Raw genomic sequence first — 14,738 nt, 5'->3', positions numbered from 1 at the left:
CCCATGCCGCCGATCACCACAACGGCGAATACGACGATAATCAGGTTCTGCCCCATCAGGGGCTGCACCTGGATGATTGGGGCCGCCAAAACGCCTGCAAAGCCCGCCAAAGCGACGCCGAAGCCATAGGTCAGGGTCACCATCAGCGGCACGTTGATGCCAAAGGCTTCGACCAGCTTGGGATTCTCGGTGCCGGCGCGCAGGTAGGCGCCCAGTTTGGTCTTCTCGATCACGAACCAGGTCGACAGGCAGACCGCCAGCGAGGCGATCACCACCCACGCGCGGTAGTTCGGCATCACCATGAAGCCGAGGTCGGTCGCGCCGGCCAGCGCTTCCGGCACCTGGAACGGTTGCCCGGAGACACCGTAGAACGAGCGGAACACGCCTTCCACCAGCAGCGTGATGCCAAAGGTCAGCAGCAGGCCGTACAGATGGTCCAGCTTGTACAGGTGCCGCAGCATGGTCTTCTCGATGAGGATGCCGAAGGCACCCACCAGCAGCGGCGCGATGATCAGCATGGCCCAGTAGTTGAGGCCGGCATACTCGATGCCCATCCACGCCAGGAAGGCGCCCAGCATGTACAGCGCGCCGTGAGAGAAGTTAATCACATTGAGCAGGCCGAAGATCACCGCCAGGCCGAGCGACAGCATCGCGTAGAACGAGCCGTTGACCAGCCCCAGCAATAACTGGCTCATCATCGCGGGCAAAGGAACGCCGAAGATTTCCATGGGAATCCGTAATTCAGTTGTCGGTGGAGCCGTCATTCCGGCGCAGGCCGGAATCCATGTTGAGCGTCTTGGCCAGCGCTCTATGGATTCCGGCCTACGCCGGAATGACGGGGGTGGGGATAACTCAGCTTATTTCCACAGGCTGCACTTGGTTTCCGCCTTGGTGGCGTAGGCCTGGTCGCCTGGAATGGTGGCGACCACCTTGTAGTAGTCCCATGGGTACTTCGATTCCGATGGCTTCTTCACTTCCATCAGATACATATCGTGCACCATGCGGCCGTCCGGACGGATCACGCCGTTCTTGGCGAACATGTCGTTGATCTTGTTGGCCTTGAGGTAGGCAATCACCTTGTCGGCATCATCGGTGCCGACCGCCTTCACTGCTTTCAGGTAATTGCTGGCGGCCGAGAAGTCGGCGGCCTGCAGCATCGACGGCTCTTTCTTCATCTTGGAGAAATAGCGCTTCGACCACTCGCGGGTTTCCGGATTGGCGTCCCAGTACCAGCCGTCGGTCAGGTACATGCCCTGCGTCAGGTTCAGGCCCAGCGAGTGGACGTCGTTGATGAAGATCAGCAGGCCGGCCAGCTTCATCTTCTTGGTGATGCCAAACTCGTTGGCCGCCTTGATCGAGTTGATGGCGTCGCCGCCGGCATTAGCCAGGCCGAGGATCTGCGCGCCCGACGACTGCGCCTGCAGCAGGAAGGACGAGAAGTCCGAGGCCGACAGCGGATGTTTCACCGCGCCCAGCACCTTGCCGCCGCCCGCCTTCACCACCTCCGCCGTGTCTTTTTCCAGCGACTGGCCGAAGGCATAGTCGGCAGTCATGAAATACCAGTTCTTGCCGCCCTGCTTCACGATCGCGCCGCCGGTGCCGCGCGCCAGCGCGATGGTGTCGTAGGCGTAGTGTATCGTGTACGGCGTGCATTCCTCATTGGTCAGGCGGGCCGAGCCGGCGCCGATCGAGATGAAGACTTTTTTCTTCTCGGCGGCGATCTTGGCCATGGCCAGGTTGGCGCCCGAGTTGGTGCCGCCGATCAGCAAGTCCACGCCCTGCTGGTCAAACCACTCGCGCGCCTTGGAGGCGGCGATGTCGGCCTTGTTCTGGTGGTCGGCCGAGATGAATTCGATTTTCTTGCCGTTGATATTGCCGCCGGCATCGGCAATCGCCATCTTGATGGCTTCGGCGCCGCCGGCGCCGTCGATGTCCGTGTACAGGCCGGACATATCCGTGATGAAGCCGATCTTGACGGTGTCGCCCGAAATTTGCGCGTGGGCGGCGAAGGATGCACACGCTGCGGCTGCGAGGGTGATAGCTTTGATTTTCATTGTCGTCTCCTTCAGATTGTCGTTCTTAAACACCGAGAAGCTCGTTCAACACCGGCATCTTGGCGCTCAACTCAGATGCAACAAAGGTCTCCACAATCTGACCGTGTTCCATCACATAAAACCGGTCGGCCAGCGGCGCGGCAAACCGGAAATTCTGTTCCACCATGACGATGGTGTAGCCCTTGGATTTCAGGGTCGTGATCATGCGCGCCAGGCCCTGCACAATCACTGGCGCCAGGCCTTCCGAGATTTCATCCAGCAGCAGCAGGCGCGCGCCAGTGCGCAGGATGCGCGCCACCGCCAGCATCTGCTGCTCGCCGCCCGACAGGCGGGTGCCCTGGCTGTGCTTGCGCTCCGCCAGATTGGGGAACATCTGGTAAATTTCCGCCACCGACATGCCCTTGTCCGCGCCGTTCAGATGCGGCGGCAGCATCAGGTTTTCCTCGGTCGACAGCGAGGAGAAAATGCCGCGCTCTTCCGGGCAATAGCCGATGCCGAGGTGGGCGATTTTGTGCGTCTGCAAGCCGATCGCTTCCTGGCCGTTGACCTTGATCGAGCCCTTGCGCGCGCCGGTCAGGCCCATGATGGCGCGCAGCGTGGTGGTGCGGCCGGCGCCGTTACGGCCAAGCAGCGTCACCACTTCGCCCGGCTGCACCGTCATGTTGACGTTGTGCAGGATGTGCGATTCGCCGTACCACGCCTGCAGGTTCGCGATTTCCAGAGCGGCCGTCATCAGTGCGCTCCTTCCAGCACGTTGGCTTCCGTACCCATATAGGCTTCCATCACTTGCGGGTTGGCCGAGACCTCGGCGTACGTGCCTTCGGCCAGCATGGCGCCGCGCTGCAGCACGGAGATTTTGTCGCAGATGCCGGACACCACTTTCATATTGTGTTCGACCATCAGAATGGTGCGGCCGGCCGAGACTTTTTTGATCAGCTCAGTCACGCGGTGCACGTCTTCGTGGCCCATGCCCTGGGTCGGTTCATCCAGCAGCATCAGCTCCGGTTCCATCGCCAGGGTGGTGGCGATTTCCAGCGCGCGCTTGCGGCCGTAAGGCATATCGACCGTGATGGTGTCGGCGAATCCGGTCAGATCGACCTCGGCCAGCAGCTGCATGGCGCGCTCGTTCAACTTGTTCAGCGCGCGCTCGCTTTGCCAGAAAAAGAAACTGGTGCCAAGCTGGCGCTGCAGGCCGATGCGGACATTCTGCAGCACCGTCAGGTGCGGAAAGACAGCGGAAATCTGGAACGACCGGATCACGCCCATGCGGGCAATCTGCGCCGGCCTGGCGGGCGTGATGTCATTGCCGTTGAACAGGATCTGGCCGGAGGTGGGCACCAGGAACTTGGTCAACAAATTGAAGCATGTGGTCTTGCCGGCCCCGTTGGGACCAATCAGCGCGTGGATGTGCCCGCGTTGAACTTTAAGATTTACATCATTGACCGCGGTAAAACCCTTGAATTCCTTGGTCAAGTTCTTTGTTTCCAAGATAACGTCGGACATCCTGTCTCCTTGTTATTCTTTTCAAAGTACTAAAGTTTTTTAGATCATACACAGTAACAAATTAGCTAACAATACAGTATAACTACGGTTGGTTTTTGATCTAGAACACGACGCTTTTGACCAGTTGTGCTGCTTTTTCCGCAATCATGATCGTGGGGGAATTGGTGTTTCCGGAAGTGATGAAGGGCATGACGGACGCATCCACGACACGCAAGCCGGCCACGCCTTTCACGCGCAGCTGGCCATCGACCACGGCGCTGTGATCGTCGGCGCGGCCCATCTTGCAGGTGCCGACCGGATGGAAAATCGTGGTGCCGATGGCGCCGGCGGCCTCGGCCAATTCATCTTCCGTGCGGTAGTGAATGCCGGGCTTGTACTCTTCCGGTGCGTACTGTTGCAGCGCCGGCGCGGCAACGATGTCGCGCGTGAGCGTCAGCGCTTCGGCCGCAACCTTGCGGTCTTCCGGCGTGCTCAGGTACATCGGCGAGATCTTGGGCGGGGCGTAGGGATCGGCGCTGGCGATGCGCACATGGCCGCGCGAGGTCGGCCGCAGGTTGCACACGCTGGCCGTAAAGGCGGGGAAAGTGTGCAAAGGATCGCCGAATTTCTCCAGCGACAGCGGTTGCACGTGGTACTGCAAATTCGGCGTCTGCTCATTGGGGTTCGAGCGCGCGAATGCGCCCAGCTGCGACGGCGCCATCGACATTGGCCCGCTCTGGAACAACGCATATTCCAGGCCGATTTTCATCTTGCCGAACCAGTTGGACGCCATCGTGTTCAGCGTGCGGGCTGGTCTGCCAACCTTGTAGACCATGCGCAGTTGCAAATGATCTTGCAGGTTTTCGCCGACGCCCGGCAAGTCAACCAGCGGCGTGATGCCAAGCTCATGCAAGCGCTGCGCCGGGCCGATGCCGGAGCATTGCAAAATCTGCGGACTGCCAACGGCGCCTGCCGCCAGCAGGGTTTCCTTGCGGGCGCTGGCAAGATACCGGGTGCCGCCGCCGGTGAAAATCACACCTTTGCACACGCCATTTTCAATCTGCAAACGTTCCACGTGGCAGCCGGTCATGATGGTCAGATTCGGCCGGCGCGCGGCCGGCTTCAAAAATGCCTTGGCCGTGTTCCAGCGGATGCCGCGTTTTTGATTGACTTCGAAATAGCTGCAGCCGGCATTGTCGCCGCGGTTGAAATCGTCCACTTTCTGGATGCCGACCTGTTCCGCGGCGTCGCGGAACGCATCCAGGATTTGCCACGACAAGCGTTGTTTTTCCACCCGCCACAGGCCGCCCGCGCCATGGAATTCCGATGCGCCGCCGTGGTAATCCTCGCTCTTCTTGAACAGCGGCAGCACCGCCTCCCAGCGCCAGCTATCATCGCCGGTGAGGGCGGCCCAGCGGTCATAATCACCGGCCTGGCCGCGCATGTAGATCATGCCGTTGATGGAGGAGCTGCCGCCGAGCACTTTGCCGCGCGGGTATAGCAAGCTGCGGCCGCCCAGGCCGGGATCGGCCTCGGTGCGGAACTTCCAGTCGGTGCGGGGATTATCGATGCAGTGCAAATAGCCGACCGGGATGTGTATCCACACATAATCGTCACGGCCGCCGGCCTCGATCAGCAAGACTTCCTTGTCTTTGTCGGCACTGAGCCGGTTGGCCAACACACAGCCGGCTGAGCCGGCGCCGATGATGATGTAATCGTAGCTACCTGCTGATTCCAAACCGCCTCCTGAGTTATTGTGCGCTGATCTCCGCCAGCAAAGTCTGCACCAGTTTCGCCGCCGGCATCGGCCGCGCACGCGCCACACCGGTACCGCACCACAACGACATCAGCTCGCTCTCGCCACGTTTGGCCGCTTCCGCGCGAATGGGCGAAGTTAGTGCATTTTGAACTGGATATGGCGGCAATTGATGCTCGATAGATGCCATTTCGCGCATGAAGCGATTTTCCAGACCGCGCGCAGAGCGGCCGGAAAAAGCCCGGGTCAGGCGAGTTGGATGGTCGCCGGCGGTCAGCAACCGCTGCTTGTAGGCCGGGTTGACGGTGGCTTCGTCGGTGACCAGGAATGCCGTGCCCATTTGTACCGCTTGCGCACCCGCATTCACGGCACGTTTAATATCGGCCCCATCCATGATGCCGCCGGCCGCGATCACTGGAATATTCACCGCCGCCACCACTGCCGGCAGCAGCTCAAACGTGCCGAGTTTGGCATCTTCCTGCGCGCCGATAAACGTGCCGCGATGGCCGCCCGACTCCACACCGGAGGCAATCACGGCATCGGCGCCCCTGCTTTCCCAGGCCACGGCTTCATCCACATGCGTAACCGTGCCGATCACGAAAATGCCTGCCTCGTGCAAGCGCTGGATTTGCTGCACGCTCAGGATGCCAACCGTAAAACTCGCCACGGCCGGCCGCAATTCGATCAACGTTTCAAACTGGGCGGAGAAATCTTCACACCACTTGGCCGGCGTCGGCAATTCCGTCCAGCCGAAGGATGACCAGTAAGGTTGCAGCCATGCCTTGGCCTGCTCGACCTCAGCCGCAGAGGGCTTGGGCGTGTCCTGGGCGAAGAAATTCAGGCAAAAAGGCCGGTCAGTAAGCGTCCGGATCTGGGCAGTCTGAGCGCCGATCGCATCTGGCGACAGCAGGCAACACGCCAGCGAACCCAGCGCCCCAGCATTGGACACCGCCGCCACCTGCGCCGGCGTATTGAAACCGCCAGCGGTCGGCCCCTGAATGATCGGATGCGGAAAAATGGAAGCTAACGTCATCGATACCCCTGTTTACGCCTGTGGATAACCATATGGATATCCACAGGCGCCAAATGTGAGTAAACAACCGGATGTTTGGGACGTTTTTTTTTATCCCAAAACAGTTCTACGCTCATACAAGGTTTACGCGCCGGTTTATGCAGGCCGTAAACGCCTGATTCTAATCTAAAAGGTGTACTTATCCACAGAAAAGTGCCGGTGTTAACAACTACCACTATTTTTATATCTACGTCTTTAGAGTAAACCGATATACTGACTTTGCAAACAAACAGCCTCTGCCGGAGTCGTTTTGTCCTCACACCGCAAAAAACCCCGGTCGCCTGCATATTTGCGGTTTCGGCGACGTTTGATCACCGGCCTTTTTCTGATGGCATCCCTTGCCATTGCCGTTGTTGTGAGCCAATTGCGTTCTTCCTACATCGAACGCCAGCTTTCTCTCCAGTCCCAGACCGAGCATTACGTGAAAGCGATGGAAGCGCACGTGATTTACTCGATTCAATCCGTGGATTTATCGCTGATCGGCTTTGCCAACGCCATCAAAGTGCTGCCTGCCAGGCAAAGCCGCTCGCCACAGACCATGGCGGAACTGCTTTCTTCGCGTGGATCGAGCTTTGACAGCGATTACTGGATCACGTTTATCGACGCCAATGGCAACGGCGTCGCTACCTCGACCAACACGCCCATCGTTGGCAACGCCTATGCCGACCGCGACTACTTCAAAGCCCACCTCGACAATGCCCACATGGGCAAGCTTTTCATCGGCGAACCTGCCATGGTTAAAGTCAGCAAGAAAAGGCTGTTTTTCCTAAGCCGCCGGGTGGAAACGGCAAAAGGCGAATTCCTAGGCGTCGTGGTGGCGCCGCTCAATGTCGAGCGCTACGTCAAAGTGTTTGAAAATTCGCGTTTCGATTCGGACGTATCGATCGCGCTGGTGCATGGCGGTGGAAAAATCATTGCCCGCGTGCCGAATTTTGACCAGGCCTTCGGCCGCGATCTCAGTCCTACCGCCTTGTTTGACAATGTGCGGAAAGCCAATTCCGGCACCTACAAAACGGTGAGCGTGGTCGACGGCTTGTCGCGGATTTTCAGCTACCGCGTCATCGATGGATTGCCGCTGATTATCGTGGTCGGGAGTAACGACACCGAATCGGCCCGACTGCTGCAGAAAAATTACATGACAGCCGGCGGTGGCCTGGCCATCCTGCTGCTGCTGATGCTGGGTGCCGGTCATTTTTCCTTGCGCACTTACACGCGCCAGGAAGAACGCGAACTACGCTATCGGACCTTGTACAACGCCAGCCGGGAGATGGAACATCAACTGCTGGCCAACGAAAAAGAACGCAAGAAAAACGAGGAATCGCTGAAACTGACCGCCCTGCTGTTCCAGAACAGCGGCGAAGGCATGATGGTGACCGACGCCGAAGGCAAAATCCTGACCGTGAACCCGGCATTTTCTGTGCTGAGCGGCTACACCGAAAAGCAGCTGGTCGGCCATCGCGCCTATGAACTGGCGTCCAACCGCAACGACAAGGAATTCTTCGACCGCATGTTCGAATGCGTGACCACCACCGGTTACTGGAAGGGCGAATTGTGGCAACGAAACCGCGATGGCGAGGAATATCTGGTTTCCATGTTGGTCAACACCGTGTTTGATGAGCAGGGAAATCCCTTCCGCTATGTGGCTTTGCTCAGCGACATCACGCAAAAAAAAGCCTCCGAAGAACTGATCTGGCGCCAGGCCAACTTCGACGCCCTCACCGGCCTGCCCAACCGGCGCATGTTCCATGAGCATCTGCGCCTGGAAATGAAAAAAACCGACCGCTCGCACTTGCCGATGGCGCTGGTATTTGTCGATCTGGACCACTTCAAGGAAATCAACGACACCCTGGGCCACGACAAGGGCGACATGTTGCTCAAGGAAGTGGCCAGCAGATTGGCCGGCTCAGTGCGCAGCACCGATACCGTGGCCCGGCTGGGTGGAGACGAGTTCACCGTCATCATCAGCGAGTTACGCAATGCCGGCGACGTGGTGCGCACCGCGCAGGAAATCCTCAAGCAAATGAGCACGCCGTTCCGCTTGGGTGAGGATATGGCCCACATTTCCAGCAGCATCGGCATCACCTTGTATCCGGAAGATGGTGCGGATGCTGAAACTTTAATCAAAAATGCCGATCAGGCCATGTACGCGGCCAAGCAGCAGGGCCGCAACCGCTTCAATTATTTTGCCCCGTTCATGCAGGAAGCCACGAGCGAGCGCATGACGCTGGTGAACGAATTGCGCGAAGCCATCGGCCGCGAGCAGTTGCGCATCGTGTACCAGCCGATTATCGAGTTGTCGACTGGCGCCATCGTCAAGGCCGAGGCGCTGGTGCGCTGGCAGCATCCGGTGCGCGGTCTGCTGAACCCGGCAGAATTCATCGGCGTGGCGGAAAGCAGCGGCATGATCATCGGACTGGGCGACTGGGTGTTCCACCAGGCCGCGCTGGAAGTGCAGAAATTGCAGACCGTGAGCTCGCCGGCTTTCCAGATCAGCGTGAACAAATCAGCCTGGCAGTTCCGCGACGACGGCAGCAACTATCAGGAATGGCTGGATTTTTTGCAGCAACTGCAACTGAACCCACACAGCATCATCATCGAAGTGACGGAAAACCTCTTGCTGGAGACCGCCAGCGCCAATTCCGACCGTGTTCTGGCGTTCCAGCATGCCCATATGCAGCTTTCTCTGGACGATTTTGGTTCCGGCCATTGCCCGGTGGGGTTTTTGAAGCGTTTCGGCATCGACTACATCAAGATTGACCCCGCGTTTGTGAACCAAGGGGCGGATGGGATGCTGATTTGTGAGGCAATTATCGCCATGGCGCACAAACTGGGCATCAAAGTGATTGCCGAAGGCATAGAAACGCCTCAACAACTGTCTGCTTTGACGGCTGCCGGATGCGATTTGGGGCAGGGATACCTGTTCTCGAAGCCGATTTCAGGCGAAGAATTGGAAAAACAACTACAAAAACAGCATGCGCCTGTGAATAACATCTTGGATATCCACAGGACGACTTGTGACTAAGGCCCACCTTTGACCACAGGCGCCTATTTTATCCAAAATTTATTCCTGAACTGATACAGCGCTTATTCAGCAGGTTGTTTACGCGGTAAACAGATGATTTGTAAACGTATACACGAGTTATCCACAGCTACTTATACGTTTACTACTACCACTATGTTTATATAAATCTTTTGTAAACAACTAAAACCGCGAATTACGCGGCTACTCGTCATCTGCAAGCCATCCAGAGCACAAAAAACGCCTTAAAATTCACTTTTTTTCGCTACGCGTTGTGGAAAAAGCCCGCGATCTCCACAAGCTGCACCTCAACATCCAAGGAAAAATATGCGTTTAGGCATCATCAGCGCGTTGGCTGAAGAACAGCACGGGCTCATAGAAGCCCTTGAGAGCCCTTCCAGGCACGTTCACGGCATGCGCGAGTACACCGCCGGAAAACTCTGGGAAATCGACGCTGTGTGCGTTTTATCGCGTATAGGCAAGGTTGCGGCAGCCATGACAGCTGCCATCCTTGTGGAGAAGTTCGGAGTTACCCACATTGTTTTCACCGGCGTGGCCGGTAGCGGGGATAAAAACGTCAAGGTCGGCGACATCGTGGTGGCCGATACGCTGATTCAGCACGACTTTGATGCCAGCCCGCTGTTTCCAAGGTTTGAAATTCCGCTGACGGGACTGTCCAGCTTTGCCACCGATGTCGCGTTGACGGAAAGATTGGCTGGCGCCGCCCGCCAAGTCACGCGTGTCCACCGCGGTTTGATTGCCAGCGGTGATCAATTTATCGGCAAACTGGCGCAAATTCAGGCGCTGAAGGCTGATTTGCCGGATTTACTGGCCGTGGAAATGGAAGGCGCCGCAGTGGCGCAAGTGTGTTTTGAGCTGGCCATCCCGTTTGCCGTCATCAGGACGATTTCAGACAACGCCAACGATGATGCCGCCGTTGATTTCATGCATTTCATCAAAACCGTGGCTTCGCGCTACGCGTTTGATGTGATTCAAAACTTCTGCAAGACGTAAAAAAAGCCGGGCGAACCCGGCTTTTTGCGTTTTTAAGACGCTTGCAGCGTCATCAGGCTGGCATTGCCCCCTGCCGCCGTCGTATTCACGCATAGAGCGCGCTCAGCAAGCAAACGCCACAGCGGGATGGCTGCCTCCTCATTGGTGCTGATCAGGCTCACCAGCGCGCCGTTACGGGCCGCCAGCGGGGCGTGCAGGCTGGTAGCCAGCATCGACTCCACCAGCGCAATCTGGAATTCGCAGTTTTCCAGGCTGGAAACGGTCGTGATGCGGTCTTTCACGGCCGTCGGCAGGTCCGGGGGCAGCAGCTTGGCCGCCGCGCCCGTCACCAGCGCGGTATTACCGGTGGCCAGCGTGGCTGCCAGCTGGTTCAGCAAGCCTTGCAGCGAGCCGGCCGCACACACGATCGCGCCACGGGCCACCAGCGCCAGCGTATTGCGTTCGCCGGTCGGGCCTGGCAGCGTGGTCAGGCTGCCCAGCATGGTGGCGCGGCTGTATTGCTCCGCCAGGCTGGCGACGCGTTCATGACCGTGCATTTTCGCCCAGGCCGCCAGCGCGTCCAGCGCCGGCGTGGCCTGGCGCGCGTGTGCCGGCGAGGTCGCGGCGCCGCGTTGCAGGCGTTTCAGGTACAAGGGGCCGCCGGCTTTCGGGCCGGTGCCGGATTTGCCTTCGCCGCCAAACGGTTGCACACCCACCACCGCGCCAACGATGTTGCGGTTGATGTAAATGTTGCCGACGTGGGCGTTGCTGCTGATGTAGTCGATGGTTTCATCGATGCGCGAATGCACGCCCAGGGTCAGGCCAAAGCCGCTGGCGTTGATCTGTTCCACCACTTTCGGCAGGTCGGCGCGCTTGTAGCGGATGACGTGCATGACCGGGCCGAACACTTCCTGCGTCAGTTCGGCCAGCGAGCGGATTTCCAGCACGGTCGGCGGCACGAAGGTGCCGGCGCTGGTCACATGTGCCGGCAGGTCCAGCGAGAAGTAATTCACCGCCGTCGCTTTCAGCTTGTTGATGTGGGCCAGCAGGTTTTGCTGCGCTTCAGCGTCGATCACCGGGCCGATGTCGGTTGCCAGGCGGTCTGGCGTGCCGACGTTCAGTTCCAGCATCGCGCCTTTCAGCATTTTGATGGTTTTATCGGCGATATCTTCCTGCAGGAACAGCACGCGCAGCGCCGAGCAGCGCTGGCCGGCGCTGTCGAAGGCCGACGAAATGGCGTCCTGCACCACTTGCTCCGGCAGCGCCGACGAGTCGACGATCATGGCGTTCTGGCCGCCGGTTTCGGCGATCAGCGGAATCTCGGCGTTTTCCGCCACGGCGCGCTTGGCCAGCGTGCGGTTGATCAGCTGCGCCACCTCGGTCGAGCCGGTGAAGATCACGCCCTTGACGCGCTGGTCGGCGGTCAGCGCCGCCCCCACCACCTCGCCGCGGCCCGGCAGGAATTGCAGCGCGGCGCGCGGGATGCCGGCCTGGTGCAGCAGTTCCACCGCGCGGTGCGCGATCAGCGGGGTTTGCTCGGCCGGCTTGGCCAGCACCACGTTGCCGGCGGCCAGCGATGCCGCCACCTGGCCGGTGAAGATCGCCAGCGGGAAATTCCACGGGCTGATGCAGGTCACCGGACCCAGCGCCAGCGTGTTGGTGGCGCCGCTGACTTCAGCCGCGTAGTAGCGCAGGAAATCGACCGCTTCGCGGATCTCGGCAATCGCGTTTGGCAGCGATTTGCCGGCTTCGCGGATGGCCAGCGTCATCAGTTCCATGGCGTTGGCCTCGAACAGGTCGGCGGCCTTGGTCAGGGCAGCGGCGCGCACCGATGGCTCGGTGGTTTGCCAGTCCATGGCAAAGTTGCTGGCGCTGATGAGCGCGGTTTCGACATCGGCGGCGGTGGCTTCCACCAGCTGGCCGACGATGTCGCTGCGCTGCGCCGGGTTGGTGACGTTCAGCTGCGGCTGGCCGACGCTGAGTTCACCGGCCAGCAGCGGCGCGGCGTGCCAGCTGCGCGGCGCGGCCAGCGCATCCGCCAGCTCGCGCAGCACGTTTTCATTGGCCAGGTCGAAACCGGCCGAGTTCTTGCGCCCGGCGCCGAACATGTCCAGCGGCAGGGCGATGCCCGGATGCGGCAGGCCGCCCTGCTCGCGCGCAGCGGCCACCGGATCGCGCAGCAGCGACTCGATCGGAATCGCTTCATCGACGATCTGGTTCACGAACGAGGAGTTGGCGCCGTTTTCCAGCAGGCGGCGCACCAGGTAGGCCAGCAGTGTTTCGTGGGTGCCGACCGGGGCGTAGATGCGGCACGGCTTGTCCAGATTGTCCTTGCCCACCACCTGGTCGTACAGCGATTCACCCATGCCGTGCAGGCACTGGAATTCATAGTCGCTGATGCCGTCGCGCTTGGCCCAGGTGTAGATGGTCGACAGGGTTTGCGCGTTGTGGGTGGCAAATTGGGGATAAATCAGGCCTTGTGCACCGAGCAGTTTTTGCGCGCACACCAGATACGAGACGTCGGTATACACCTTGCGGGTGTAGACTGGATAGCCGCTCATGCCGTCCACCTGGGCGCGCTTGATTTCCGCATCCCAGTAAGCGCCTTTGACCAGGCGCACCATGAACTTGCGGCCGCTGCGCCTGGCCAGGTCGATCAGGTAGTCGATCACGAACGGGCAGCGTTTCTGATACGCCTGCACCACGAAACCGATGCCTTCGAAACCGGCCAGTTCCTGGTCGTGCGCCAGCGCTTCCATCAGGTCCAGCGACAGTTCCAGGCGGTCAGCCTCTTCCGCGTCGATGTTCAGGCCGATGTTGTAGTGCTTGGCCAGCAGCACCAGCTGGCGCACGCGTGGCAGCAATTCTTCCATCACGCGGGCGCGCTGGGCGCGGCTGTAGCGCGGGTGCAGCGCCGACAGTTTGACCGAAATGCCCGGGCCGTTGCGGATGCCGCGGCCGTTCGAGGCCTTGCCGATGGCGTGAATGGCGGTTTCGTAGGAGGCGTAGTAGTTTTTGGCGTCGGCCTCGGTCAGCGCCGCCTCGCCCAGCATGTCGTAGGAGTAGCGGTAGCCGCGCGCCTCGTTGGCCTGGCCGTTCTTGATCGCTTCATCGATGGTCTGGCCGGTGACAAACTGGTTGCCCAGCATGCGCATCGCCAGGTCCACGCCCTTGCGGATCAGCGGCTCGCCGCCTTTGGCGATCAGCTTGGTCAGCGCCGAACCGAGGCCGGCCTCGCTGTTGGTGCCCACCAGTTTGCCGGTGATCAGCAAGCCCCAGGTGGCGGCATTGACGAACAGCGAGGGCGACTCGCCCAGGTGCTTGCGCCAGTCGCCCTTGCTGATTTTGTCGGCGATCAGGCGGTCGGCGGTGGCGTTGTCGGGAATACGCAACAGTGCTTCAGCCAGGCACATCAGCGCTACACCCTCGTCCGAGGACAGCGAAAACTCGTGCATCAGGGCGTCCACGCCGGAGGCGCGGGTGCGCTCCGCGCGCACCGAGCTGACCAGTTTATGGGCCAGTTGCTGGGCTTGCTGGAGGCTGGCGTCGTCATGGTTTTTCAGCTGGCCGAGCAGCCATTGAACGGCGCTGACTTCATCCTTGCGATAGGCTGCGGTGACTGCTGCGCGCAGGGGAAGCGGGTCGCGCAGGACTTCCGCGCGCAGGGCGGCGAACGGGGTGAAACCGGAGGTGGTTGCTGCTTGCATGGGGGTACTCTCAATTGAAATTTTTGAGCCGGTCCACCTACAAAAACACGCCCGGTCAGCAAGGCTGGCGAGGCGTGATTTCTGGTGAACTGCTAATGATTCGATTGTAGAGGGATTTCTTCCGGATTAATTCTGATAATACAAGGTACTAGCAATAGATAGTTTTTAGTGAGACAATTTAACCAAATAATATTTATTTGGGAGTTCCCGGAAATGTTAGACAAGATCAGCAAAAAAATCTTGATGGAATTGCAGAGCGACGGCCGTATCTCCAACGTGGAGCTGGCCGCGCGGGTGAACCTGTCGCCCGCTGCCTGCCTGGAGCGCGTGCGCAAGCTGCACGAGTCCGGGTACATCATGGGTTACACCGCGCAACTGAATCCGCAGCTGCTGGATGTCTCCCTGCTCGTCTTTATCGAGGTTGTGCTGGATCGCACCACGCCCGAAGTGTTCGACGCCTTCAAACACAGCGTCCAGGTGATTCCGGAAGTGCTGGAATGCCACATGGTTGCCGGCGGCTTCGACTATCTGGTCAAAGCGCGCGTCAAGGACATGGCCGCCTACCGCGAATTCCTGGGCAAAACCCTGCTGCAGAAAGGCGTGCGCGAGACGCACACCTACGCAGTCATGGAAGAAGTGAAGAATACCACCAAGT

10 protein-coding genes are annotated in these 14,738 nt (G+C 59.6%); 3 read left to right on the top strand and 7 right to left on the bottom strand.

Annotation, left to right across the window (positions count from 1 at the left end):
* The 6 genes from ABDW57_RS27915 to ABDW57_RS27890 form a co-directional block, all read right to left on the bottom strand.
* Positions 1-728, bottom strand: a 728-nt coding sequence (locus tag ABDW57_RS27915) for a branched-chain amino acid ABC transporter permease (RefSeq protein ID WP_343733406.1), incomplete at its 3' end; no start/stop codon positions are given.
* 129 nt (positions 729-857) lie between these two features.
* Positions 858-2,054, bottom strand: a complete 1,197-nt coding sequence (locus tag ABDW57_RS27910) for an ABC transporter substrate-binding protein (RefSeq protein ID WP_343733405.1) — start codon at positions 2,052-2,054, stop codon at positions 858-860.
* Between the two features lie 25 nt (positions 2,055-2,079).
* Positions 2,080-2,787 (bottom strand): ABC transporter ATP-binding protein, encoded by a 708-nt coding sequence (locus tag ABDW57_RS27905; protein WP_343733404.1) that lies wholly within the window; start codon positions 2,785-2,787, stop codon positions 2,080-2,082.
* Positions 2,787-3,557 (bottom strand): ABC transporter ATP-binding protein, encoded by a 771-nt coding sequence (locus ABDW57_RS27900; protein WP_343733403.1) that lies wholly within the window; start codon positions 3,555-3,557, stop codon positions 2,787-2,789. Before ABDW57_RS27900 ends, ABDW57_RS27905 begins: the two co-directional genes overlap by 1 nt.
* Before the next feature lie 100 nt (positions 3,558-3,657).
* Entirely contained in the window at positions 3,658-5,274 is a 1,617-nt protein-coding gene (locus tag ABDW57_RS27895; RefSeq protein ID WP_343733402.1) for a GMC family oxidoreductase N-terminal domain-containing protein, read from the bottom strand.
* Between the two features lie 13 nt (positions 5,275-5,287).
* Complete coding sequence (locus ABDW57_RS27890) at positions 5,288-6,325, bottom strand: nitronate monooxygenase (protein WP_343733401.1); 1,038 nt, start codon at positions 6,323-6,325, stop codon at positions 5,288-5,290.
* Between the two features lie 394 nt (positions 6,326-6,719).
* Between ABDW57_RS27890 and ABDW57_RS27885 the strand changes: the two genes are divergently transcribed.
* Together ABDW57_RS27885 and ABDW57_RS27880 are read left to right on the top strand one after the other, a co-directional pair.
* Positions 6,720-9,386 (top strand): EAL domain-containing protein, encoded by a 2,667-nt coding sequence (locus ABDW57_RS27885; RefSeq protein WP_343733400.1) that lies wholly within the window; start codon positions 6,720-6,722, stop codon positions 9,384-9,386.
* A 324-nt stretch (positions 9,387-9,710) separates the two neighbouring features.
* On the top strand, positions 9,711-10,397 hold the full coding sequence (locus ABDW57_RS27880; protein ID WP_343733399.1) for a 5'-methylthioadenosine/adenosylhomocysteine nucleosidase: 687 nt from the start codon (positions 9,711-9,713) through the stop codon (positions 10,395-10,397).
* Between the two features lie 32 nt (positions 10,398-10,429).
* Here ABDW57_RS27880 and putA read toward each other — a convergent pair whose 3' ends face one another.
* The gene (gene putA, locus ABDW57_RS27875) at positions 10,430-14,083 is read right to left on the bottom strand and encodes a trifunctional transcriptional regulator/proline dehydrogenase/L-glutamate gamma-semialdehyde dehydrogenase (RefSeq protein WP_343733398.1); all 3,654 of its coding nucleotides are present in this window, start codon (positions 14,081-14,083) and stop codon (positions 10,430-10,432) included.
* A 186-nt stretch (positions 14,084-14,269) separates the two neighbouring features.
* On the opposite strand from putA, the gene ABDW57_RS27870 reads away from it, so the two are divergent.
* Positions 14,270-14,738, top strand: a 469-nt coding sequence (locus ABDW57_RS27870) for an Lrp/AsnC ligand binding domain-containing protein (protein ID WP_343733407.1), incomplete at its 3' end; no start/stop codon positions are given.

The sequence above is a fragment of the Duganella sp. genome (genome assembly GCF_039595735.1).
Taxonomy (GTDB): domain Bacteria; phylum Pseudomonadota; class Gammaproteobacteria; order Burkholderiales; family Burkholderiaceae_D; genus Rugamonas.
The sequence above is the reverse complement of the archived record's forward strand: the minus strand, read 5'-3'. Positions and strand labels throughout refer to the sequence as shown.

Bases quoted from the DNA above. Each gene is read 5' to 3' on its own strand.
- ABDW57_RS27900 (WP_343733403.1), bottom strand. From the start codon at position 3,557: ATGTCCGACGTTATCTTGGAAACAAAGAACTTGACCAAGGAATTCAAG.
- ABDW57_RS27890 (WP_343733401.1), bottom strand. From the start codon at position 6,325: ATGACGTTAGCTTCCATTTTTCCGCATCCGATCATTCAGGGGCCGACC.
- putA (WP_343733398.1), bottom strand. From the start codon at position 14,083: ATGCAAGCAGCAACCACCTCCGGTTTCACCCCGTTCGCCGCCCTGCGC.
- ABDW57_RS27880 (WP_343733399.1), top strand. From the start codon at position 9,711: ATGCGTTTAGGCATCATCAGCGCGTTGGCTGAAGAACAGCACGGGCTC.
- ABDW57_RS27905 (WP_343733404.1), bottom strand. From the start codon at position 2,787: ATGACGGCCGCTCTGGAAATCGCGAACCTGCAGGCGTGGTACGGCGAA.
- ABDW57_RS27910 (WP_343733405.1), bottom strand. From the start codon at position 2,054: ATGAAAATCAAAGCTATCACCCTCGCAGCCGCAGCGTGTGCATCCTTC.